The sequence below is a fragment of the Microcoleus sp. T3_A4 genome, assembly GCF_036700465.1.
Lineage (GTDB): Bacteria > Cyanobacteriota > Cyanobacteriia > Cyanobacteriales > Microcoleaceae > Microcoleus.
In genome coordinates this window covers 68,851-91,986 of the sequence record NZ_JAUBOY010000021.1, presented here as the reverse complement: position 1 = coordinate 91,986, position 23,136 = coordinate 68,851, and the positions used below count along the sequence as shown (strand labels likewise).

The window sequence follows — 23,136 nt, the reverse complement described above, 5'->3', positions numbered from 1 at the left end:
AGGAAGAAGGCAAACTAAGCAATGGTTTCAGCAATTAATAATGCACTCCCGCCTTCAGGGCGGGCTAGGAGCAACGGCCCACAATAAAATTTAATTTTTGTGGAACAGGCATCTTGCCTGTTCTTGAGAATGATGAGCGACGAGTTTTCTAGGATCTGCCAGAGGCTATTTCAGCATAAGCTCGATCGATCAATCGGCGAGCAACCGTCTGAATTCCCGTATGTTCGTAATAATTGGTAGTCATGTCTAAAAACGCGGCCACATAATCCAATTTGTCATCGGTAACATCAACGTATTGCTTGAGATTGCCTAAAACTATGGCGGGAGTTAAGCCGCGAGACTGTACTAAATTGTTCATCCAACCTTGCGCTGAGGCGAAAGTTGTTGTCACAAATCCGAACTTTTGTGAATTATTTGCGCCGGGAATTAGGTTGCTGATATTTTGGAATGTTGAGTTGTGCTGCAAAGTTGAAGGATTCAATCCGCCTAGGGTATTTTGTGCTACTCGAATGAAGTCCGGGCCAAGGGGAATTAAACCGTCAGCGCAAACTAATGCAGCCATCCGCATCAGAGATTCGCCTTTGTAATGGGATAAATAATTACCAAAGCTTCCCACATTGTCAAGGGAAATATTGTTAAGTTTGCAGAAGGCAATTAGCTCGATCGCCACTTTGACGCACAAGTCGATCGTTTGAGTTGTGTCAGCTTTGGGAGTGAGGCGGTTGAGAAAGGAAAGAAAGCCGATGTTTTCGCCGATTTTATTCGCCATAGCCGTTGCACCTAACGCACTGTCGGCGCTGTCTGCTAACTGGTAAAGCCTGACTACGCCTTGATAGGGTTCGTTGGGGTTGGCGTAAAGCTCGATCGCGCGATCGCGAATTTTATCAACTAATTTGCGCTTTGTTTCCCCTGTCACCGCTTGAATAGTATTCTCAAAACCAGTTAGATTATGCCACTCCCCCGGAACCACAAAATCGAGGGATTTGAGCATCATCACAGTGACGCCACCAGACGGCAAATTGTCAACCAATTCCACAATAGATTTGCTCATCACAAACTCCTGAATAGCCCGATTTAAAGTGTTCTTCCAAATACTCCAACTTCGGCAAATCCGATTCCAGATTCCCGATGAATTCCCCAGAAGGAAGTAGGTAAGCACAAATAAATATTATACCACCCGATCCACTTTTGCCCTACTCTGATCTTTTCTCTCTTCTCTAACTCTGCGTTCTCAGCGCCCTCTGCGGTTCATTAAAAAAAGTCTTTTTCACCAAACATTTGCATTTCACTCGCCAGCATAAAGTTAAATTTCATTATATTAACCGACTCAAAATCGCCTAAGCGTGTTAAAATAAGTGGCGCAAAATAGAAAAACATAAAACATGACGGTTGCAGTTAAGAAAACTCCGGGATTAGCCTCGCGCTTAGTAAATGGCGTCCTTTCCATCAAGCCTTTGGCTAATCTAGCCAAGCACCAAGCGCGGGAAATGATGATAAAAAGAGGAGAAAAAATCGGAGTGCATTGGCGACAAGAATCCCAAGCACTTTTGTCCCGGAATTGGGATGCAGAATTGCTCAGCGTTCAAAATCCCGATCTTGTTTACCCGAAATATTATCTAACATCATTCCACGCTTATGAAAAAGGTAATATGAGTTGGGAAGCTGCTACAGAAGTTGAAGTGGCCGCCCGTACAGTTCACGCCACAATTTGGCCGGAAGCAGGTGCAGAAGGCGATGCTAAACTCCGCGCCAGCTATCACGAAGTCATCAAATCTAAAATTGCTTCTTCACCGCAGGATATTGTTGATTTGGGATGCAGCGTGGGCCTGAGTACCTTTGCCCTTCAGGATATTTACCCGCAAGCGAAGATGACTGGGGTAGAGTTGTCGCCTTATTTTTTAGCAGTTGCTAAATACCGTTCCCAACAGCGAGAATCTGAATCTTTAAATCACAAATCTCCCACTTGGGTGCACGCTGCTGCTGAATCTACTGGTTTGCCTGCGGCTGCTTTTGATTTAGTTTCTATTTGTTTAGTTTGTCACGAATTGCCACAGAAAGCTACGAGAGAAATTTTCCGGGAAGCGAGGCGTTTGCTACGTGTTGGCGGACATTTGACAATTATGGATATGAATCCTCAGTCGGAAGTGTATGCCAAAATGCCTCCTTATATTTTGACTTTGCTCAAGAGTACGGAGCCTTATTTGGATCAGTATTTTGGGTTGGATATTGAGCAAGCTTTGGTAGATTCCGGTTTTGCACAGCCGACAATTACTTGCAATACAGTCCGACACCGCACTGTTGTTGCTGAGGCAATAGAGCGATTTTCAGTATAGTGAAGTACAGATATCGGGTAGGACACGGCAGTGCCGTGTCTAACGCTGTCTTTATTTAATTCGATTGAAAACTGCTATAAATGGTAAAGTTGCATAGATATTATTCAATCCTTGGGGCGGTGGGTGAGTGTAAATAGTCTAATCTGTGGATTTTAAAATTTCTGCGCTCGCACCCCCTACTGATAAATAATGGCGATGCTACCGGATTTGATATTAGACAGCCGTAGAAGCTATTCACAGCGCCATTTGTTAGACATTTTGATAGAACCCTAAAAGAAGGACATGAGCATGAACCCGACCGACCCCTCTCAAAACGTCATCGATTGTTTGCAGGTTATCTTGGATGCGACAGCATCGAAAAATTACCAGCTTTTTACTACAGTCGGTGATGCAGGCTACAAAGCGAGCATTACACAAAAAATGTTTGACGATGTTAGCGAGCAGCTTGCTTCCCGCCTGCAAAAGGGATACTCAATTAATTATTTTGGTGAAATAAAACAAGGTAATTTTCCGATTTATTTGTGGAAGCTGAGTTTTGAAGATGGTGGAGATGAATTTGTGGCACACATGACTATGAATGGAGACAAAGTTGCTGGGATTTTCATCGAATAACCTATCTTGGTGATAGTGATTCCGGTTGCACGAATGAGATGATTGTTGAATGTTGAGTAAAATTATGATTTCCTGACAACTGACTGTTGGGATATTTGAACAATACTGATGCAACCGGAAACAATATGATTAGAAAGCTAGCGAAACCCACTATTTTTAGTGTAGATTGACCTTGACCATAAAATTTATTTTCGGTCTATCGACATAGGGTAGAAACCGGGTTTCTGAGCGTAAGTCACACCAGAACTATGAATGGACAAAACATCTGTTGGTAGAAATGTTTGCACCCATATCTCGAAAGTGGCGAGAGGAATGCTTAACTCAAGGACTTGATGTTTGTAAACGAGCCTTGATTTACTGAATAGAGATAATTTCAGTTTAACTAAAGTTAATGGGGGCATCTCAATTTAGCGGTTGGGCGCTCCTATCTACATTAGTTAAATGTCTTTTGTTTATCTTTTTTATAAATACACAATATTATGAGCAATTGTCATCAAAGCCTGATTACTCATATCTCTTGGGGACGTATTAAAGTAACCACTGACGGCCAAACTTGTCAATTCAAAGATTGTAAAGTATGGCCTGGAGGTTCTAAGGAATGGGATTGGAGACTCACAGGTACTCGTCACCAACCAGGTATTCAACCTGCTGATATCGAAGAAATTTTAGAGCAAGGTATAGAATTTATGGTTTTGACACGTGGTATGGAACTCATGCTACATACCTGTCCCGAAACTGAAGAACTGCTGAATCAAAGAGGTATTGAGTATTATATTGGGCCTACCAAATTGGCTGTAGACCTTTTCAACAATTTAATGCAACAAGGGAAGAAGGTCGGGGAATATTTCACTCAACTTGCTAACGCGGTACCGATGCAGCCAGGAAATTCTATCGAACATTCGCTGAAAATAATCTGCAAGAACTAGGTAACAAAATAGATGAAAGCCCAAAAGCCTCTTTTTATCAAGTTAGCTTCTGGTATCTCAGCATTTCTAGTGGTTGGCTATTTCGGCATCTCCGCTTATGCAGGACATACTCTTTCAAAGCCAAACAGATGCTTTGACCCTCTTAAAGCATCTGTTTTTGCTGTTCCTCCTGAAAATGTAACATTTCGTACACCTGATGGCGTGGAGATTGCTGGTTGGTTTATTCCAGAACAAGCAACAGACAAGGTATTAATTTTAGTGCATGGATTGAATTCCAGTCGGACTTGTGAGCTTGCTGGAAAGTTTGCCGAGTTTGGTTCAGCTATGAATCAAAAAGGCTTTTCGATACTTATGATCGATCTGCGAGGACATGGGCAAAGTGCTGATTCTCGTTTCACCTTTGGAATTACAGAAAGGCGAGATGTTATTGCAGCAGTGGATTGGCTTAAAATCAGGGGCTTTAAGCCAAAAAAGATTGGGGTTTTAGGTTTTTCAATGGGTTCTGCTACTGTAATTGGAGCAGCAGCAGATGACTCTGACATCGGAGCAGTGGTCACTGACAGTGGTTACGCTGAGGTTTATCCAATTATTCAGAAGCATTGGCAGTCAGCTTCAGGATTACCTGGGATATTTCTTCTTTCTACCATGATGTTTGGACATTTGTTGACTGGATATGATCTAACTTCTTCTACGCCAGTGCAGGAGATAGGTCGTATTTCCCCTAGACCAGTTTTGATTATTCATAGTGCGATCGATCCTTATACTCCTATAGAAAACTCCCGTCAACTTAGAGGAGCATATCCTTCAGCCGAATACTGGGAAACCAATGCGAAGAAACATCCAGAAAGCTACAATACCAACCCCAAGATTTACGTTGACAAAGTTGCTGATTTCTACAATCGGAGTCTCAAGTAGGGCTGCATAATCGGGTCGAGAAGGGTATTTAGCTCTTCCCTCCTAAACCACCGGGCGTGCGGGTCTGCACCGGGCGGTTCATAATTGCCACGCCAACAAACCAAAAGGATAATCAATCGCAAATTGTATGACTAGCTTCCCAACCTAACATGACTGTTTTACGCTCTACTCCCCAGCCATACCCACCGAGTTCTCCAGATTCTCGAATGACACGGTGACACGGAATTAGATAGCCGATAGGATTGTTACCGATCGCATTTCCTACAGCTCTAGCAGCAGTTGGGCGTGCTACCATTTGAGCTATAGTCTGATAAGTTGCGATCGCCCCAAATGGCAATTGCAAAAGTGCTCGCCAAACTTGAATCTGAAAGTTAGTGCCTTTTACCAAGAGCGTTAGTGATTTTTGCTCGCTGAGAGTTTCTGAAGTGAAAATCAGGTCACGCAATGATTGAGTGGCTTGCTCATCACGAATGATTTCAGCTTTTTTCCAGGTCAACTGCAGTCTTTGTTCGGCGGTTTGTTCGTCTGTTGTATCCAAGAAATAAAGATTACAAATACCGCGGGCAGTTGTCGCGATTACAGATTTGCCAAAGGGGGTATCATGAATGCCATAGCGAATTTGCAAACCTGCTCCGCCTGCTTTGAACTCCCCTGGTGACATTGCTTCTAAGTTCACAAATAAATCGTGTAATCGTCCGGGACTTGATAGTCTCACGTCCAATGTTAGGTCTAGAAAGCTTTTAGTCTGAGTGATTTTTGACTTGGCATATTCAACTGTCAGATATTGCAAAAACCGCTTGGGACTAATGCCGGCCCATTGAGTAAATAGCCGTTGAAAATGATATTCACTTAGTCCTATGTGTTGGGCCACAGTTGCCAGATTCGGCTGGTTTAGGTGGTGTTGTCGCATAAAGGCGATCGCCCGAGCAATCCGGTGATAATCTTCGCTAGCATAGACACTGGCATTCTGCATCGAAATCATCTAGTCTAAGTCAGGGGAATTTTGATGTTTCCTTACTTTAGCCATATACTAGGCTCAAAGCCACCCGTTTCTTGCGGTGAATGCAGTCAGTCGATTTTAGATTTTAGATTTTAGATTGAAGAGATTGAAGAGATTGAACAAAGCGACCTCACCGATCAAACCGGGGGCTTGCGATGAGGATTAAAAGCTTTTTTCTCACTCCACGGATGCCTCGGACGATTTGTAACCAAATTGCTTGATTGTCAATAAATTAACCGAACTTTCGCTCTCATCCTCCGCGCAACTGCGTCACCAAGTGAACTAATTCCGGTAAAATTAGCTTTTCCACAGCTAGTTTCACGCCATTGCTAGAGCCCGGAAGAGAAAAGACTAACTTGCCTTGATAGACGCCTGCAACTGCGCGAGAGGCGATCGCCCTCGAACCAATTTCTTGATAGCTCAAAAACCGAAATATTTCCCCAAATCCTGGTAAAATCCTGTCAAGCAAACTCTCCATCACATCATAGGTCGTATCTCGGGGAGCGATGCCCGTGCCGCCGTTAAAAATGATTGCATCTACATCTTCACGCTGGGAAAAAGCCTGCATTTGCAATACAATTTTGGCTGCATCATCTTTAACAACAGTGTAAGCTACCACAGAGTGACCCGCATCTTTTAGCAGCTTCTTAGTTAACAAGCCGCTATTGTCTGTTTCCGCCGAGCGGGTGTCGCTAACAGTAATGATAGCGCAGTTTACGGTTATTTTAGATAAGTCGGGGTGAGGAATTTGCGTCATATAACAGATGTTGAAGGAAGAAGGAAGAAGCAAGAAGGAAGAGGGAAGAGGGAAGAGGGAAAAGCGAAGAAGTCATTAGTTAGTTGTTATTTCTTCGTTGTTAGTTATTCATTATCAAATAACTAACAACCAATAACCAATGCCACATACCCCATGCCCCATACCCCATGCCCTATTCCCCATCAATTATGCCTTGCTAAATCCTAAGCCGTTTGATTCCGAGTAGCGTTCCATAAAACGCATAAATCGATCCCATTCTTCGGGACTTCTCATTAGATAAAGAGCTTCCAAACCAGCAGGCTGACCGTTGATGAACTTAGCCTTAACCTCGCGAGTGAGGAGTTCGCCTTCTTCGTCGATCATGTACATTCCAGTAATGTCTTCGGTACTGGTGCTGCTGAGAGCTTTGGGATTTTCAAAGATAAACGTGGCAGTGCCTTGAGCTCCCGTTTTAGAACGGGTTAGGCGCACTTCGGGCACAGCATCTTCGTCTATACCCCGAGAAAATTGAATTTTAGCCATAATTTGACAGTCGAACCTTAAGGATTGCTTACTTAATTTCTTAATGTTTAATCATAAAACGATTCGGGTACTCGCAAATCAAGACTTGGGAGAGTGGAAGCGGGTGAGAGTGCGTGAGAGTGAGGCAATCAAAGGCAAGGGCGAGGGGATATGGGTTGGTTCTTCTGAGATATTGCACCATTCTCAATAATCCTTTCAGGGCGGGTTCTCCGGCCCACTCCACAAGATAATCTAACCTGAGTTCGGGTTAAGCATAAGGGAGAAAAAAAGCATCGATATTGAGAGAAGGCTTCTTAAGATGAAGGAAATAGAGCGCACTTTCGCCTAGCTGGGTCGCAACCGGCCTCTGAGCAAAGATTATGAGGCGGTGCCGCCTAGCTCAGAAGCCTTCGTATATGTGTCCACGATCCGCCTCATGCTCAAGCGCCTCACCAAGCCAAAGCTGGCGAAACGCCAATTTCACGCCCTATGAAACACGCACTTATAGGGGTCGCCACAGAAAACCCAGAAAAAAAGTGAATTATAGGTATCGAACTATTATGTAGTGTGCTATATAATAGTTGTTGACTAGATTTTTAAATGGATAACAACTCGAACATCAACCAACGGCGACAGGTGGGGAGGCAGCTTTCGTTTGCCCTCTATAGTGCGTCGAACCGCGTCATTCGGCTTCATCGGCCCTTTCTTGAGCCTTTGGGGCTGACCTATCCTCAGTTTCTGGTCATGCTCGCTCTCTACGAGGGAACCCCGCGCACTGTTGGGGAAGTAGGGCAAGAGCTCGGTATGGAGAACGGAACCTTGACGCCCCTCTTAAAGCGCCTTGAGAGCGCGAAGTTGGTAACGCGCACCCGTGACCAGCAGGACGAACGCCGCGTTCTTATCGAGCTGACAGAAGCGGGCGAGGCACTCCGCGAGGCAGCGTGCTCGATCCCTGAAAAGATCGAGACGGCCTGCCGTCTCTCCGATGAAGACCTTGCCGAGCTTCGCGACACCTTGAACGGGCTAGGTCATCCCCGTTCGGCCAAGGCTCTCGACCACGAACCACCTTCCAACTGACACCATCTTTTGAGGTTTCACGATGTCAAACGCAACACACCTTTCAAACGGTCTCATTGAATTAGAAAATGAACCATCACAAACGCTCTCTTTTGAAGAGACAGTTCGAGCGCGCCGCTCATTCCGCTCATTTTTACCAACACCCGTCCCTAACGCTCAAATAAAGCAAGTCTTGGAAGATGCACAATATTCTCCATCGAATTGCAACACGCAGCCGTGGAACACACACATCGTTTCGGGCGAAAAGATCAAAGAATTGGGCCGCATTCTAACCGAGCAAAACGAAGCGGAGAATTTCACGCCGGATTTTAGCTTCGATATGGAGTGCTTTTATGGCGCCTATAGTGAACGCCGAATTGAACACGGCAAAACCTTTTATGAGGCGATGGGTGTGGCGCGGGGCGACAAGATCGCGCGTCATAAAGCCGCTGCAAAAAATTACACCTTCTACGGTGCACCTCATGTCGCTCTGCTCTTCATGCCTTCCTTTGGAGATAATGTGCGCGTTGGCGGTGACATTGGAATGTATGGCCAGACGTTTTTGTTGTCTCTGACGGCGCGCGGTTTAGGAGGTATTCCGCAGACCGCCATTGGCTTTTTTGCACAGACCATCCGCGAATATTTGGGTATCTCCGATGAACTCAAGCTGATGTTTGCCATTGCGTTTGGCTATCCAGACTTCACAGCACCAGTCAACAGTGTTCGGATGGGGCGCGTTCCCGTCTCAGAAAGCGTGACCTTTCACCATTAAAAAATGTTCTTCCTCAGATGATTGGTCATTTAACAGACGTAACCCACAGACCAGAAGTAAAAGCCGCGCTTGTGTCCTACAATCCGGCACTTGGCTGACTAAAGCATACAATCCGGCACTTGGCTGACTAAAGCAACCCCACTTAAAAGGATTACGCGCATCATTATCGATAGCGCCACAGGAGGAAAAGTCAACATGAACATCGGAATCTTAGGCACTGGCAATATTGGGAAGACTTTGGCACGCAAACTCAGTGCTGCTGGACATGACGTGAAGGTAGCCAACTCTCGCGGCCCAGAGACAATCGACATCGACATCCTCAAGAACGGTGCCCGTGCGGTCACCTCCGCGGAGGCGGTCACACGGGTTGATGTGGTGATCATGTCCACGCCGCTTGGCGCCATCCCCCGGATCGCACCACTGTTCGCAGACGTGCCCGCCGAAACGGTGGTCATCGACACGTCCAACTATTATCCCAAGCGTGACGGCGAAATTGTGGCGATCGAAGGCGGGCAGGCCGAGAGCGAGTGGGTCGCCGAGCAGATCGGTCGCCCAATTGCCAAGGCATGGAACGCGATCACGTCCGCATCCTTCGCCGACAAGGGCGCGCCTGCAGGGGCAGCGGGTCGCATCGCAATCCCCGTCGCCGCCGATGGCGACCGGGAGCGCGACGTGGCGATGACGCTGGTCGACGAAACCGGTCTCGACGCGGTCTATTCAGGCACGCTTGCCGAGTCCTGGCGCCAGCAGCCCGGCTCGCCCTGTTACTGCACAGACCTCAGCCGCGAGGAGATGCCTGCCGCGCTCGCCTCGGCGGAACGTGAGCGCTTGCCCAGGCGCCGCGAGCTTGCGATCGAGGCGATCGTGGAGCGGGTGGGTGATAGCACTACCAACCCTGATTCTGACTATGCCGTGCGCCTGACCCGCGCGCTGTTCATGTGAAGGCGGTCATGGGCTGGAGAACAACTTCCCCGCCCGTCACGCCGATCGTCCAGACCGACCACAACAGTGAGACGTGACATGGCTCGTCACACGATCGTCGAGCCGCGCCACGCCTCTTCCCGTTCGACATCCACACAAACAAGCGGAGAGCAATCATGGCGACCGACAACAGCCCACTCATCTTCCTTATGGGCGTCACCGGCCAGACCGGCCGCTTCATTTTGGAGGATTTCGACCGAAACCCGAGCGACGCACGCATCCGTATCGGGGTGCGCAAGCAGGAGGATTTGGAGCGGTTTCGCAATGAAGGTCGCGACGCGGTGCTGTTCGACCTCGACGATCCGCGCACCTTTGGGCCCGCGCTCTGCGGTGTCGATCGACTCAATATCCTGACCGGCTACACGATCGCCATGACGCACCAGACCAAGACGCTGGTCGACGCCGCCAAGAAGGCGGGGGTGAAGCACATCGTCAATCAGGGCGTCTTTGCCAACGACGACTGCACCGACTCGAAATTCTCCTGGTTCGCGCTGGTCGAGTGCTACATCGAGGCCAGTGGCATACCCTGGACGCATCTGCACCCCAATATGTTCATGGATGGAATGTTGAACGTGTCGCCGCCGACGGGCGGTTCGTTCCCGGTGTTCTGGGGAGAGCAGCGGGTCGGCTACATCGCCGTTACAGATATTGCGGCGGTCACGGCCAAGGTCTTGCGCGACGGACCCGAGAACCACGCCTCGAAGAACTATTATCTCAGCACCGAGACGATGACGGGGCCCGAACTCGCCATCATGTTGAGCGAGGTCATGGGCCGCACGATCACCTGCGACGTGCGCCATCCAGCGGACATGGAAGCCTTGTTCAAGGCGGGCGGGTTGAAGGTCGAGGACTGGTACGCCAAGAGCTCGATAGAATTCTGCACACAACTGGCCGACGGGCGGCTGGGCTATTTCGGCACGGTGCGCGACGACATCCCATATCTGCTGGGTCGGCCCGGAACCAGTTTCCGTGCTTGGGCGACAGCACACCGGGCCGAACTGCTCGATCTGGTCGATCGGCGCGCCGACGAAACTCCCACGGAATAACCCTCTTTTATCACTAGCGCGGGAGTATAATTCACTCCGGGTAAGACCGGCCCAAATGATGTACAGCAGTGGAATGAGACTCTTACTCAGTACAAGGAAATCGTTTTATGAAGATAGGCATTCTTGGCACTGGCCATATCGGGAAGACTTTGGCACGCAAACTCAGTGCAGCCGGACATGACGTGAAGGTGGCCAACTCTCGCGGCCCTGAGACGATCGAGGCCGATGTGCTGGCTTTGGGCGCACGCGCGGTCTCGACGGCCCAAGCGGTGGAGGACGTTGAAGTGGTGATCCTCTCGATCCCTCTTAACCGCATTCCCACAATCGCGCCGCTAATCGCCAACCTACCAGCCGAGACAGTCGTCATTGACACGTCGAATTACTATCCCCACCGCGACGACAAGATCGATGCTATCGAGGCCGGGCAGGTTGAGAGCCTTTGGGTGGCCCAACAGCTAGGCCGACCGATCGCCAAGGCGTGGAATGCGATCGGGTCTGGCTGCTTCGCCACCAAGGGCAAGCCTGCTGGAAGCCCTGACCGTATAGCCATCCCTGTGGCTGCTGACCGCCAGAACGATCGCTCCGTGGCGATGGCCCTCGTCGAAGACACCGGGCTTGATGCTTTCGACGCGGGCACGCTCGCCGATTCGTGGCGTCAGCAACCAGGCACGCCCTGCTATTGCACGGATCTCACGCGCGAACAGATGGCGGCAGCACTGGCATCTGCCGACGCATCACGATCGCCAAAGCGCCGGGACTTAACAGTTGCAGTGATACAAGAGCGACTTGGTGACACTACGACAAATCCGGATGCCGATTTCCTGGTTCGCCTGAACCGTGTGATTTATATGTAAAAGCCACAAATTGCGGTGAGACCAAAAGGGAAAGTGAAGGGCATATATGCCATTTCCCTTTTCATTGTGCGACCTGACCACACAACAGTGTTACCGACCTAGAACGCTTGACTGAAAAAGGAAACGTGATGACGAAGCTTTCGGTATTAGACCTTGTGCGGATCAAGCAGGGCGGAGATGCCCGCTCCGCCCTCGACGACACGCGAGACCTTGCGGCCCACCTAGAGCGGTGGAATTACGGGCGCATCTGGATCTCGGAGCACCACAACGCCTCCGGGATCGCGAGCGCCGCGACCGCGCTCGTGCTTGCACACATCGGCGCGGGGACGAGCACGATCCGCCTCGCCGCGGGCGGCATTATGCTTCCCAATCACGCTCCCTACGTGATCGCGGAGCAGTTCGGGACGCTCGCCCAACTCTTTCCAGGCCGCGTCGATCTAGGGCTCGGCCGCGCGCCCGGCACCGACCAAATGGCAGTCCGTGCGCTGAGACGGCCGCCCCAAGCCTCCGACTCGTTTCCCCAGGACGTGATCGAGCTTCAGGCGTACTTTGAACCTTCGTCGCCCGGACAACGGCTCGTGGCGGCTCCCGCCGATGGGACGGAAGTCCCTTTGATCATCCTGGGTTCGAGCCTGTTCGGCGCGGCGCTGGCAGGAGATCTCGGCCTGCCCTACGCCTTCGCCTCGCACTTCGCTCCCGACCTTCTCCTGGACGCGCTGAGGATCTACCGCGAGCGGTTCAAGCCTTCCAAGCAGATGGCTCGCCCTTACGCGATGGTCGGCGTGAACGTTGTGGCCGCTGACACCGACTATGAGGCGCGCCGCCTCGCGACCTCGCAGCAGAAGTCGTTCGCCGACCTTTTGCAACACGGCACGTCCGGTCCCCTGGAGCCGCCAATCAACAACATCGACGACTACTGGTCGCCCCGAGCAAAGGCGCAGGCGGGGCGCCTGCTCGCACGCTCGGTGGTCGGTGGGCTGACCATCGTCAAGGAGGGACTGGAAGCACTGCTACAGGAGACCTCCGCGGACGAGCTTATCCTCGTGTCCGATGTCTACGAACGTGCAGCCCGGCTTCGGTCGTTCGAGATCGTGGCATCGGTCATGGGTTTGACGACACCTTAGAGCTAGAAATTAGTCGCTCCTCAGTAACGATGGCGCTCGTCGAAGACACTGGGCTTGATGCTTTCGACGCCGGCACGCTCGCCGATTCGTGGCGTCAGCAACCAGGCACGCCCTGCTATTGCACCGATCTCACGCGCGAACAGATGGCGGCAGCGCTGGCAGTTGCCGACGCATCACGATCGCCAAAGCGCCGGGACTTAGCAGTTGCAGTGATACAAGAGCGACTTGGTGACGCTACGACAAATCCGGATGCCGATTTCGGGGTTCGTCTGAGCCGTGCGATTTATATGTAACGTGAGTTCGGGATAAGAAAGGGACAAGCAAGTAAGTTAAAAGTCATCAAACCAAAGCTTTACAGGCTCGTCCCATGATTAGTTTAGAAGAACTATTTTGCGCTGTCGATGATTTCTGCCAAGTTTTTGAACCCAGATTGGGATTCAACTGATTACAAAGCCAAAGCGCAATATGAAAAATAAGCTGATGCCACGGATGGATAAGCTGCTAACGCGCAAACGCTCCATCATTGAGACGATTATCGACCAACTAAAAAACATCTCTCAGATTGAGCATTCTCACCCGTCGCAGTCCGGTCAATTTCTTAGTCAACTTGATCTGTGGATTGATTGCCTATTGCCTTCATCCTAAAAAGCCTTCTCTCAATATCGATGCCTTTTTTCTCCCTTCTGCTTAACCCGAACTCAGGTTAATCTACTCTTTGTCGAACAGGCCGGAAAGCCTGTTGAGCGAGAAAGGTGGAAGATGTGAGTTCTTTGTACCCCAAGTTCTCCTCTCCCTTGTCTCCCAGTTCCCTTAGACGATGTAAAGAGAGTTAATGGGCTCGGCCCGCTTTGTGGCTACCAGAGTTTGGTAGATGAGGGCGGATATCTCGCCACGGGTGATGTCGTGGGCGGGGGCAAGCTTTTCGCGCGCGGGATAGTTGACCACGATTTTGCGCTCTGTGGCGGTTGCTATCTCGTCGGTGGCAAAACTGGGAATCTGAGCTCGATCGACATAAACGCTCAAAGAATTGGGGTTGCCGCCCGCCAACTGCAAGCCGTTTACCAAAGATACGATCGCCTGAGTTCTAGTCAAATTCTGCTCCGGGCGAAACGTGCTGTCTGGATATCCAGCCAAAAAGCCAGCTCGATTAGCTTGGTCGATCGCTCCCTTGGCCCAAAAATCCGCCGCCACATCCTTAAAAACAGTCGCATCACGGCGCGGCACCAATTCAAACGCCTTCGCCAACATAGCCGCATACTGAGCTCTAGTTACAATCTCGTAAGGTTGAAAAGTGCCATTGGGAAACCCGCTAACAATATTCATCTTTGCCAAGCGATCGATAAAATCCTTAGCCCAGTGCGTGCTGATGTCGCTAAACTTTAGCCCGCCAGGAGTCGGAGTTGGCGTCACATTGCCCAAATCAAATAAACCTTTCACCCGCGAAGAATTGAGCTGATTTCCCCCCGCAAAAATCTTAACCCCAGTCGCATTTTGCAAGTCAAATTCGCCGTTATTCTGAAAGATATTGCCGCCTAAATCTTGAGCATTACCCATATCTGGCAGCGACTTCCCCACCGCAGTCAAACCGTCTTCCGTATTTTTTTCGATGCGATTATTGCGTAAAATCGGCTGAGATTCCCCCGCTAAAACTATACCGGAGCGATTTTCCAAAATTTGGTTATCAGCAATCAAAGGAGCCGACTTAGCTTCCAGAGAAATGCCGAAACCCGTCTTTTGAAAAATATTGCGCCGTATTACTCCCTTAGCAGTTCCCGCCATCATCACCCCAGCCGCAGAGTTTGCCACAAATATGTTGTCGAGAATCGCAGGATTAGCGCTGCCCGTGGCAAAAACGCCTTCGCGCTTACAAAGTGTGAAAGTGCAGTTAGCTACGGTCGGAGAAGTTGACTCAATCCAGACTCCCGTGCCACGACTATCGAGATTGGTGACAGTTACTCCGCGCAATTCCGAATTAGTTGCTAGCTGTATCGTGATATTTTGGCTTGCAGCGGTGGGACTGAGAAATTTGCCGCTGCCTTGAATCAGAATCCCTCTACCTTTGTTAGCTTCATTGCCAATAAGTTTTACTCCCGAAGGAATTTCCAAGGGGAATTTTTCGCCACTAGCAGCGCTGTAAGTTCCCGCTGCTAACTGAATCGTAGTTCCCGATGCAGCGCGGGCGATGATTGCACGGGCTATAGTTTTGAATGGAGCCGATTGGGTGCCGGCTGCGGAATCACTGCCTGTTTGCGGGTTGACGTAAAGTGTTGCCATGTTTTTGTTAAAGAAATAATTGGCGAGCGAGCTTTTGTGCAATTTTCATTGTCTGCGAACTTGACCCCGGATCTATATTCACCTTTGATTGCGGAGATTATTTAATTGCAGGATATCCACAACATTACCCATTAGAAGTTGCAACCGCAGGGGGATTCCCCCTACAAAAGACTGTATTTATCGTTCCCAGCAACAGCAGAACCCGACTTATTTAAGAAGTCCGGGATCTGGGGATGCTATTTTTTCCAGATGTTGCCAAAACCGCTAAAATTTCGATCGCCCATGAGGAAAATCGAACGTTTTGCTGTCATGTACGATCGATCGAGATTCCCTGCCCAAAAACCTTAACCGCTTCAGCCAAATCAGTTTCACCCATTAAAATGCAGCGTCTTAGCAAATCGATATCCAGCGTTTCCAATCCTGACAGTTGACTCTTAATTACTTGCTCGTAGCCATCTTCCCGGAGATGATACAGCCGCAGCGTTCCATCTTCCCAAAACCAGATTTCAGGCACGCCCAAAGCCCGATATTTTGGCAATTTGCTCAGTCCACCGCTAGTATAAACTACCTCGATCGACAAATCGGGAATCAACTTAGCTTCTCCCAAACAAAACGATTTGTCTGCTTGAGTAGAAGCTTCTGGCGTCTTCTCCTGCGTCATTGAACCAGAAGGGTAAAACTTAATACCTTGTTGCAGCAGAAAAGTAGTCACCAAGTAACCAATGATTTCAGAAAAATTTTCGTGTTGGAATCCCGGCATCAGAATCTCGATCGCCCCTGCAAAAAAAGACAACTTTATGCCAGGGGAATTTTCCGAAACCTTCTGGATTAACTTGAATTGCTCCCAAGTGCCGTTGAGCACCACTCGCCCATCGAGAATTTCCCGATCGAGAATCTGTGTCATTGACTCGCACCATTATCTCTTATGGGCATTATAACGCATTGTGCGATCGCTCCTACAGAAGATCCGTGCAGCAATTTTAGTTTCAGAATCCGAACAGTTCTTCTTAGTTCCCAGGCTCTTCCTGAGAACGCATATCCCAAGGCTCTGCCTCGCCTTAATTCCCGGTCAATTTCACAATACAAGAAGCATCTAAAACCACTAGAATTTCATTTTTAAAAACAGCACAACTTGTCATTGCTGAAGCTAAGGCGGGAATTTTCCCTTGTTCTAGAGAAAGCGTCGCCTCCGGTGTAGAATCAAATTGATTTAGCCAGCCATCATCCTTTATATACTCAAGAGTAAAAGCATTGCGATCGAGCATCCAAAAATCAACTCCATATTGATTAATAAAATTTTGCAATACAGCTCGATTGGGAGTGTATTGAGCGCGAATTAAATCGTTAAGTCGCTGTTGATATTTGCTGTAGTAGCCTTTCTGATAAGGCACTGCATATTCCTTGGCCACCAGAACAGAACGCTGACTAAATGTTGGCAAGTGGTCAGTCTCTCCCGCTATTGAAGCAATCAAGATATCTTTAGGTTGTTGCTCAAAAAATTTGTACAAACCCGATATTTTACCTTCTACATACCCGACGGTAGGAAATTTTTCGGTCAAGCAGGGATAAAGGACAACGGCGATAGCGATAATCGCTGTCGTAATTAGTGCAACTAGGTTTTTTACATCAAATGTTGTTGTGGTTTTTGAAGCCCAAAGACCTACTCCATCGATAATTAAAGTTAGGGCAATTGCAGTTATTAAAACAACAATAAATCGCAAGGTATAGGCTGTATACCGACCGGGTTGATATAGCTTGAAAATGGTGGCGTGAGCCGCAAAAAACATCGCCGAGGATGCTAGAAATAGCTGAAGCAAAAGCCAGATTTTGCTTTGAATTTGATTTGCTAAGGGAAAAGCCGATCGCAAAAATAGCAGCAGCGGAAATAACAGCGCGACACAGTGAGTTACAGGCGTAAACAGCGACTTGGGAAACATCCCGCTACCCCGCCCTGTCAACCAATAATCTTTGGGATTTGGGCGAAAAAAAGCATTTCTTCCACCTGGTGCAAATTCGGCCATTTGCTTCGCTTCTGCTGCGGTATAAGTTGGGCCAAATTCAGAGTTATCTAAGGCATAGGGCAGCATTACTAAAAATATTAATCCCAAACCTGTAGTGCAAAATAGGTAATTAGTTCGATCGCCCGACAAGCACAAACCGCCGTTTTTCCAGCATAGCAGGCGCAAAACTAATATTGCGGCAGCAACCAAGGCGTAAGGAGGATAGAATAGTCCGATAAGTGCGATCGCCCCTAAACAAGGCAGCAACGAACTGCGCGACAAATAATATAAAAAAGCCAGAAATATCGGATATATAAAAGCTCTTGGCGTTGTGGAAGCCAAATCATCAGTCATCCACATATGCTGATTTAACAGCAAAGATGCAATAAACCCAGTCATCGGCACTGGCAGCATTTCTAGGCAAAGCCCAAAACAGTAATAAGTCGAGATTAAGCCGAGAAATAGCGGCAATATTTTGTGAAGAAATAGCGGGTGAATACCAACTGTTGCGGCTAATTTGTAGAGCGTGCTGTATCCTGCGGGGGCGACAGATTGAAAGTAATTAACAATGAAATCGTTGGGGAATAATTCAGGATCTACAAATCGCATCATCCAGAAAACGTGCTGCCTCGCATCGTCTTGCACGATATACTCACCGCTAAAGGCTTGCTTCAAGCCTAAAATAGCATAGAGGGCGGCAAATGTCAGGCTCAGAGTTAACCAAAATATTGTGTGCGATCGGGATTTGCGATCGACTGTAGCAGTTAGAAATTTGTGCAACCGAGCTATTAATACCATGTGAGATTGGAGATTTGAGATTAAAGAATCGGGAAGGACTGATTCTCAAACCTAGGATTATATCATGCCCGGTCAATTACCCCTAATAAAAACCAGTTTACTTTCAACTCTGCCCAATTTTAGATTATTTTCCAGGCTGCACGCCCGCAATTTTAAGGCGAATCCGATACAGACTTGTACTTCCCGTAATATAAAGCGTTTTGCGATCGCTGTCTCCCCAAGCCAAATTAGTCGCCGTCTCAGGCACAGAAATCTTCCCCAAAAGCTTGCCATCCGGCGAAAAAATCCACACTCCCCCCGGCCCGGTGCTGTAAACATTCCCCTCTACATCAACCTTTAAACCGTCGGGAACTCCGCCTTGACTAGCGTCTTTTAACTCCGCAAAAAGCTGCTGGTTGGTAACAGTTCCGTCCGGTTTTACATCGAAAACTGCAATGTATCCCGCTTCCGAATTGTTGACATAAAGTTTTTGCTCGTCTGGTGAAAAAGCGATGCCATTGGGCAGCACCAAATCCTTAACCTGCAGAGTTAATTTTCCGTCTGGTGCCAGTCGATAAACACCGTAAAAGCCCAATTCTTCCTGATCTTTACTAACACCGTAGGACGGATCGGTAAAATAAATGCTGCCATCAGATTTAACCACCAAATCGTTCGGACTGTTGAGCCGCTTGCCCTCGTATCTATCCGCCAAGGTGATAACTTGGCCGTCCTTTTCTGTGCGGGATACGCGGCGATTTTCGTGTTCGCCAGTAAGTAGGCGGTTTTCTTTGTCTAAAGTATTACCGTTGGCTTTTCCCGAAGGGCTGCGAAATACCTCAACTTGCTGATTTGAGCCGAATTTATAGATAATATTGGCGGGAATATCGCTGAACAGCAAAAAGCCGTCTGGATGCCAAATCGGGCCTTCTATAAATTGGAAATCGCCAGCTAGTTTTTCTAATTTTGCACTGTCATCGAGAATACGTTGCATGGTATTTTTTTTGTCCTGGTTTTCCGTTTGGGCGGTCAAGATTGTCAAATCAGATGTTAATTGGTTGGACAAATTGCTGTCAGTGAAAGGTTTTAACAGATGATTTTTGAAAAGCGTGTTGCTGAATGCTAGAGTCAAAACTATAAACAAGAGGCTGATGGTAGCAATTTTGGCGATCATGTTGGCCTTGTTAATTGCATTGAGTGAGAGTCGTAGTAAAAGCGATCATACCGCACCTATATTACATTTATATTAAGAATACAAAATTGTGGCTTCAAACAGACCGCCGCGCGGATAACATAGTATAGCAATGTCATTTCAATTAGCGATCGCCACCTGCTGACATTCCTGAAGTTGACACGCCGGAGCATGGATTAAAATCACAAATAATATCTAGCTATATGCTTTCTATGTTAGATATCAAACTACTAGGCGGATTCTGCCTTTCCTGTGCAGACCAGCCCGTTGTCGGTGTCACAACAGAGCGCCCGCAAGCTTTGTTGGCTTACCTGGTACTGCATCGCGATATCCCCCAAACCCGTCAGCGGCTTGCCTTTCAATTCTGGGCCGATTCCACCGAGGCCCAAGCTCGCACCAACTTGCGCCGGGAATTGCATCACCTGCGTCAGGGACTCCCCGATGCCGATCGCTACCTGCTGGCGGATGCCAAAACCCTGCAATGGAATCCCCATGCCTCTTTCGTGCTGGATGTGGCTGAGTTTGAACGGGCATTCGCCGCAGCAGAAGCAGCAGAACGAGCCGCAGATGTTAACGGTGCTAGAACAGCCTGGGAGCAAGCGATCGCACTTTACGGCGGTGATTTGCTGCCGAGTTGTGAGGATGAGTGGATTTTTCCAGAGCGCGAACACCTGCGACAGAAATTGCTCCATGCGCTCGAATCTCTGACTCGCCTGTCGGAAGCTCAGGGTGATTATCGGGCTGCAATCCGCTGTGCACAGCGCTTACTGGAGATCGATCCGTTGCACGAAACCAGCTACGCAGCTTTGATGCGATCGCACCATTTGAACGGCGATCGCGCCAATGCACTCCAAGTCTACCACCGCTGCATGACTTTGCTGCGCGAGGAACTAGGAGTTGACCCTAGTGCGATCACTCGCAAGCTCTACGAGCAACTGTTGCTGGAAGACGAAGCGCCCGACATTCAACCCTCGTCTCACTCCGCCGGGCCACCTCAAACGAATTTGTTTCCCTCACCTTTGGCTTTGTCGCCTCTAGTGGGACGCGATCGCGAATGGGCATCGATTCAGCAGTGGGCAAAGCCGATACTGCTTGCAAACTGCGGCGCAAACGCCACCGCTGAGACATCGCCAGTGCTCTTGCTCGCGGGCGAACCCGGAATCGGCAAAACTCGCTTGCTGGAGGAGCTACGAGTCACGGCACATGCGGTTCAAGTGCTGTGGGGACGCGGATTTGCCGCCGAGATGGTGCGACCCTACGGTATCTGGATTGATGTTTTGCGATCGCTCGTTATTCCCCCCGCCCTCAACATTCCGCCAAAGCTAGGTTTCTTACTCCCAGAGCTCGCTCAACCTGGGAAAGCTCCGCCCGATATGCCTCCGGCACCCTTGCGCGAACGCAGTCATCTATTTGATGCGGTGGTGCAACTGCTGGCTGAATGTGCCAGTGAGGCTGCGTTAATCGTCATTCTAGATGACATTCAGTGGATCGATGAAGCCTCATCGGCATTGCTACATTACGCCATCCGCTTGCTGAGTCATAAGCCGATTTTATTCGCCTGCACCGGGCGTTCCAGGGAACTAGAGGAGAATGCGGGCATCTCGCGGGTGGTGCAGGCACTCAGACGAGAGCGACGGCTGCTAACGCTGGAATTGCAGCCTTTCGATCGACAACAAACGGCTGAATTGATTCGCAGACAGCAAGCGGTTAATCCGTTAGAGCTATCTCCAGAAGCGGTGGAGCGCGTATTTATCGATAGTGGCGGGAATCCCCTGTTTGCGCTGGAAGTTGCCCGGGCATTGTCCCAGGATCGCTCTACTCATGCTGATAATTTAGAGGCTTTGATCCGCGATCGTCTCCACCAATTAGATGACATGGCTCGCGAATTTTTGCCTTGGGCAGCAGCATTGGGGCGCAGCTTTAAACCGACAGCGGTGGCTCATGTGGCAGACTATCCGCTGCCGAAATTGCTGATGGCGATCGAACAGCTCGAACAACAAACTATTATCCGTCCCAGCGCCTCTGTCGGTGACGAAATCGGCTATGACTTTGCTCACGATATTGTGCGTCAGGCTGTCTACCGGCAGTTGTCACAACCGCGCCGCCATTTGATTCATTTGCAAATTGCTCATAAGTTGCATCAACTCTCCACACCAGACAACGCCTGGGCTGGCGATATTGCTCGTCACGCCGCCATCGGGGGCGATCGAGAATTAGCCGCTTCTAGCGCCTTCTGTGCAGCCGAACGTTGCTTGAAATTGTTTGCCTACGCGGAAGCATCAGAATTGGCTCAGCTTGGGATTGAGCAGTGTCAAGGACTTGACGATCGCACTCGCATTCAATTGCATTTAAAATTGCTGCGGGTTAGCGCGATCGCAGGCGTTACTGGCGATCGAGTTTCTCAACTCGACAGGGAGGTGCACCGCTTAATCGATGAAGCAAATGCTCTCGGTTTAGAAGAAGCAGAAGCCACGGGACTTGAGGCATTGGTGATCTTGCATTTCGATCGCAGCAACTTCGCCAACGTTCACCAACACTCGCTGCGGGCAGCAGAGGTAAGTCGGGCATCGAGTCCAGCTACTGCCGTGCGATTGCTGGCCTATGGCGGGTCTTGCTTGGCGGAAATTGGACGGGAAATGGCGCGGGCAGAAGCATTGTTGCTAGAGGCGCAGTCCCTGGCTGAGAGAGTTGGTTTGAAGAACATCGGAATTGACCAAGGGTTGGGTGCCGTACAGCGCCATCACGGGAACTATGCCCAAGCGCGAGTTTTGTGGCAACAGGCGTGGCGATCGGCCGCGGCCCAGCAGGATCACTGGTGCGAGTTTTATAACCTCAGCTATTTGGCGATGACGGAACTGGAAGCGGGCGATCCGGCTGCGGCCTTGCCTTATTGTCAGGAGATGGCGATCGTCTCCGCCAAAATTAAAGGCGAAGGTAGTGAAGGTGCGGTGGCCAATGCGCTTTTAGCTTTAGCAAACTATCAGCTTCAGCAAATTGGTGGGGATGCTGCTTTGGAGCGGGCGATCGCGACTTTGCAGCAGGTGGATGCGAAACGGATGCTGTCTTATGTGCTGATTGGGGCCGCCCAAGTCGATTTAGAGTGCGATCGACCCCTTTTGGCAACAGCCCGCGCTGAAGCTGCTTTAGAAGCCGCTCAGACGGTCGATCATCCCAGCGAGATTGCTCTGGCTTGGGCAATTTTGATTGAGGGTGCTTTAGGTTTGGGCGATCGAGAAGGGGCGATCGCGCGGTTTGAATCGCTGCGCGATCGCATAGATCGCCCTGCGCTGAGTTTCCGTGCGCGCACTGCTGTCGATCGGGCGATCGAACAGATGCAGAAAATTCCTGCAAAAAACGCTTAAATTATCTTACAGAGGTCATTATGTCTCTCATCAAAGTTGAAACAACGACCGATCAACCAATAACCGCAGAAATGTTAGCTGATACGCGAGTTTTGGATTGTCTTGGGGCAAGAAATGCCACGTGGCACTACTCTTTACTATCAGCCGATCGCGATCGCATGATTTGCACCTTTGAGGCACCAGATGCAGAGTCTGTGCGACAAGCTTATCGCCAAGCCGATGTTGGGTTTAGCAAGGTTTGGACAGCCCAAGTTATTGAACCTGAAGGTGTGCTACCTGTATGGAACGAACCCATCCTCAAGGTGTGGGAGGGAAGCTATCCGAAGGGCTTTACCGATGAAGAGTGGAAGGAAGCCCAGCGATTAATTTTAGCGTGCTATGAGGAACGGGGTATTGAATGGGTGCGTTCCTATGCGTCGCTGGATAAAACTCGCGTGGTGTGCGAACTTAACGCGCCCGATGCGGAAGTGATTCGAGAAGCCCACGGTAAAGCTGGAATTCCCTTCGATCGCGTTTGGTGTGCCGAAGTTCTCAAACCTTAAATTCGCGCGGACGATCGGGGTTGGATGCTTTGGGAACGCTTCGAGAACGCTTTCGGAACGGTTTCGGAACGATCGCCTCGTTAGATTGATATCAAGTTAATCAAACAACCAGCAA

Annotated in this window: 21 protein-coding genes and 1 pseudogene; 14 read left to right on the top strand and 8 right to left on the bottom strand. The window is 49.4% G+C overall.

Annotation, left to right across the window (positions count from 1 at the left end; translation table 11 throughout):
• Window positions 1-148: 148 nt before the first annotated feature.
• The gene (locus tag QUA07_RS13770) at window positions 149-1,051 is read right to left on the bottom strand and encodes a hypothetical protein (protein WP_333326006.1); all 903 of its coding nucleotides are present in this window, start codon (window positions 1,049-1,051) and stop codon (window positions 149-151) included.
• 331 nt (window positions 1,052-1,382) lie between these two features.
• On the opposite strand from QUA07_RS13770, the gene QUA07_RS13765 reads away from it, so the two are divergent.
• The 4 genes from QUA07_RS13765 (at window position 1,383) to QUA07_RS13750 (ending at window position 4,786) form a co-directional block, all read left to right on the top strand.
• Window positions 1,383-2,333, top strand: a complete 951-nt coding sequence (locus QUA07_RS13765; RefSeq protein WP_333326004.1) for a class I SAM-dependent methyltransferase — start codon at window positions 1,383-1,385, stop codon at window positions 2,331-2,333.
• A 288-nt stretch (window positions 2,334-2,621) separates the two neighbouring features.
• Window positions 2,622-2,945, top strand: coding sequence for a hypothetical protein (locus QUA07_RS13760; RefSeq protein WP_333326002.1), 324 nt, complete (start codon window positions 2,622-2,624; stop codon window positions 2,943-2,945).
• 479 nt (window positions 2,946-3,424) lie between these two features.
• Window positions 3,425-3,871, top strand: coding sequence for an Mth938-like domain-containing protein (locus QUA07_RS13755; protein WP_333326000.1), 447 nt, complete (start codon window positions 3,425-3,427; stop codon window positions 3,869-3,871).
• Between the two features lie 12 nt (window positions 3,872-3,883).
• Entirely contained in the window at window positions 3,884-4,786 is a 903-nt protein-coding gene (locus QUA07_RS13750) for an alpha/beta fold hydrolase (RefSeq protein ID WP_333325998.1), read from the top strand.
• A gap of 112 nt (window positions 4,787-4,898) precedes the next feature.
• On the opposite strand, the gene QUA07_RS13745 is transcribed toward QUA07_RS13750, so the two are convergent.
• The 3 genes from QUA07_RS13745 to psb28 all read right to left on the bottom strand — a co-directional run bounded on the left by QUA07_RS13745 (window position 4,899) and on the right by psb28 (window position 7,065).
• Window positions 4,899-5,759 carry a methylated-DNA--[protein]-cysteine S-methyltransferase gene (locus tag QUA07_RS13745; protein ID WP_333325996.1) on the bottom strand — a complete coding sequence of 287 codons (861 nt, stop codon included), beginning with the start codon at window positions 5,757-5,759 and terminating at the stop codon, window positions 4,899-4,901.
• A gap of 277 nt (window positions 5,760-6,036) precedes the next feature.
• Window positions 6,037-6,543 (bottom strand): MogA/MoaB family molybdenum cofactor biosynthesis protein, encoded by a 507-nt coding sequence (locus QUA07_RS13740; protein WP_006632696.1) that lies wholly within the window; start codon window positions 6,541-6,543, stop codon window positions 6,037-6,039.
• A 186-nt stretch (window positions 6,544-6,729) separates the two neighbouring features.
• Window positions 6,730-7,065 (bottom strand): photosystem II reaction center protein Psb28, encoded by a 336-nt coding sequence (gene psb28 / locus QUA07_RS13735; protein WP_333057059.1) that lies wholly within the window; start codon window positions 7,063-7,065, stop codon window positions 6,730-6,732.
• Between the two features lie 579 nt (window positions 7,066-7,644).
• Between psb28 and QUA07_RS13730 the strand changes: the two genes are divergently transcribed.
• The 8 genes and pseudogenes from QUA07_RS13730 to QUA07_RS13695 all read left to right on the top strand — a co-directional run.
• Entirely contained in the window at window positions 7,645-8,121 is a 477-nt protein-coding gene (locus tag QUA07_RS13730; protein ID WP_333325994.1) for a MarR family transcriptional regulator, read from the top strand.
• A 22-nt stretch (window positions 8,122-8,143) separates the two neighbouring features.
• Window positions 8,144-8,872: a nitroreductase gene (locus tag QUA07_RS13725; RefSeq protein ID WP_190663286.1), complete on the top strand. Its 729-nt coding sequence runs from the start codon at window positions 8,144-8,146 to the stop codon at window positions 8,870-8,872.
• Window positions 8,873-9,067: 195 nt separating this feature from the next.
• A complete protein-coding gene (locus QUA07_RS13720) occupies window positions 9,068-9,814 on the top strand; it encodes an NAD(P)-binding domain-containing protein (protein ID WP_333325992.1) in 747 nt (248 codons plus the stop codon).
• Window positions 9,815-9,969: 155 nt separating this feature from the next.
• Window positions 9,970-10,899, top strand: coding sequence for an NmrA family NAD(P)-binding protein (locus QUA07_RS13715; RefSeq protein WP_333325990.1), 930 nt, complete (start codon window positions 9,970-9,972; stop codon window positions 10,897-10,899).
• A gap of 107 nt (window positions 10,900-11,006) precedes the next feature.
• A complete protein-coding gene (locus QUA07_RS13710) occupies window positions 11,007-11,753 on the top strand; it encodes an NAD(P)-binding domain-containing protein (RefSeq protein ID WP_333325988.1) in 747 nt (248 codons plus the stop codon).
• Between the two features lie 128 nt (window positions 11,754-11,881).
• Window positions 11,882-12,877 carry an LLM class flavin-dependent oxidoreductase gene (locus tag QUA07_RS13705; protein ID WP_333325986.1) on the top strand — a complete coding sequence of 332 codons (996 nt, stop codon included), beginning with the start codon at window positions 11,882-11,884 and terminating at the stop codon, window positions 12,875-12,877.
• Window positions 12,878-12,906: 29 nt separating this feature from the next.
• Window positions 12,907-13,170: a hypothetical protein gene (locus QUA07_RS13700; protein WP_333325984.1), complete on the top strand. Its 264-nt coding sequence runs from the start codon at window positions 12,907-12,909 to the stop codon at window positions 13,168-13,170.
• 139 nt (window positions 13,171-13,309) lie between these two features.
• Window positions 13,310-13,568: pseudogene (locus tag QUA07_RS13695) on the top strand (transposase); the annotation flags it as partial.
• 119 nt (window positions 13,569-13,687) lie between these two features.
• Here the strand turns inward: QUA07_RS13695 and QUA07_RS13690 are convergent.
• The 4 genes from QUA07_RS13690 to QUA07_RS13675 all read right to left on the bottom strand — a co-directional run bounded on the left by QUA07_RS13690 (window position 13,688) and on the right by QUA07_RS13675 (window position 18,919).
• Window positions 13,688-15,151, bottom strand: a complete 1,464-nt coding sequence (locus QUA07_RS13690) for a DUF1565 domain-containing protein (RefSeq protein ID WP_333325983.1) — start codon at window positions 15,149-15,151, stop codon at window positions 13,688-13,690.
• 307 nt (window positions 15,152-15,458) lie between these two features.
• Window positions 15,459-16,055 carry a Uma2 family endonuclease gene (locus QUA07_RS13685; protein ID WP_333325981.1) on the bottom strand — a complete coding sequence of 199 codons (597 nt, stop codon included), beginning with the start codon at window positions 16,053-16,055 and terminating at the stop codon, window positions 15,459-15,461.
• Window positions 16,056-16,209: 154 nt separating this feature from the next.
• Window positions 16,210-17,949, bottom strand: a complete 1,740-nt coding sequence (locus tag QUA07_RS13680; protein WP_333325979.1) for a hypothetical protein — start codon at window positions 17,947-17,949, stop codon at window positions 16,210-16,212.
• A 124-nt stretch (window positions 17,950-18,073) separates the two neighbouring features.
• Window positions 18,074-18,919, bottom strand: coding sequence for an SMP-30/gluconolactonase/LRE family protein (locus QUA07_RS13675; RefSeq protein WP_333325976.1), 846 nt, complete (start codon window positions 18,917-18,919; stop codon window positions 18,074-18,076).
• A gap of 401 nt (window positions 18,920-19,320) precedes the next feature.
• On the opposite strand from QUA07_RS13675, the gene QUA07_RS13670 reads away from it, so the two are divergent.
• Both QUA07_RS13670 and QUA07_RS13665 read left to right on the top strand, forming a co-directional pair.
• Window positions 19,321-22,479: a BTAD domain-containing putative transcriptional regulator gene (locus QUA07_RS13670; RefSeq protein WP_333325974.1), complete on the top strand. Its 3,159-nt coding sequence runs from the start codon at window positions 19,321-19,323 to the stop codon at window positions 22,477-22,479.
• A gap of 20 nt (window positions 22,480-22,499) precedes the next feature.
• Window positions 22,500-23,021, top strand: a complete 522-nt coding sequence (locus tag QUA07_RS13665; RefSeq protein WP_333325973.1) for a DUF4242 domain-containing protein — start codon at window positions 22,500-22,502, stop codon at window positions 23,019-23,021.
• Window positions 23,022-23,136 lie beyond the last annotated feature (115 nt).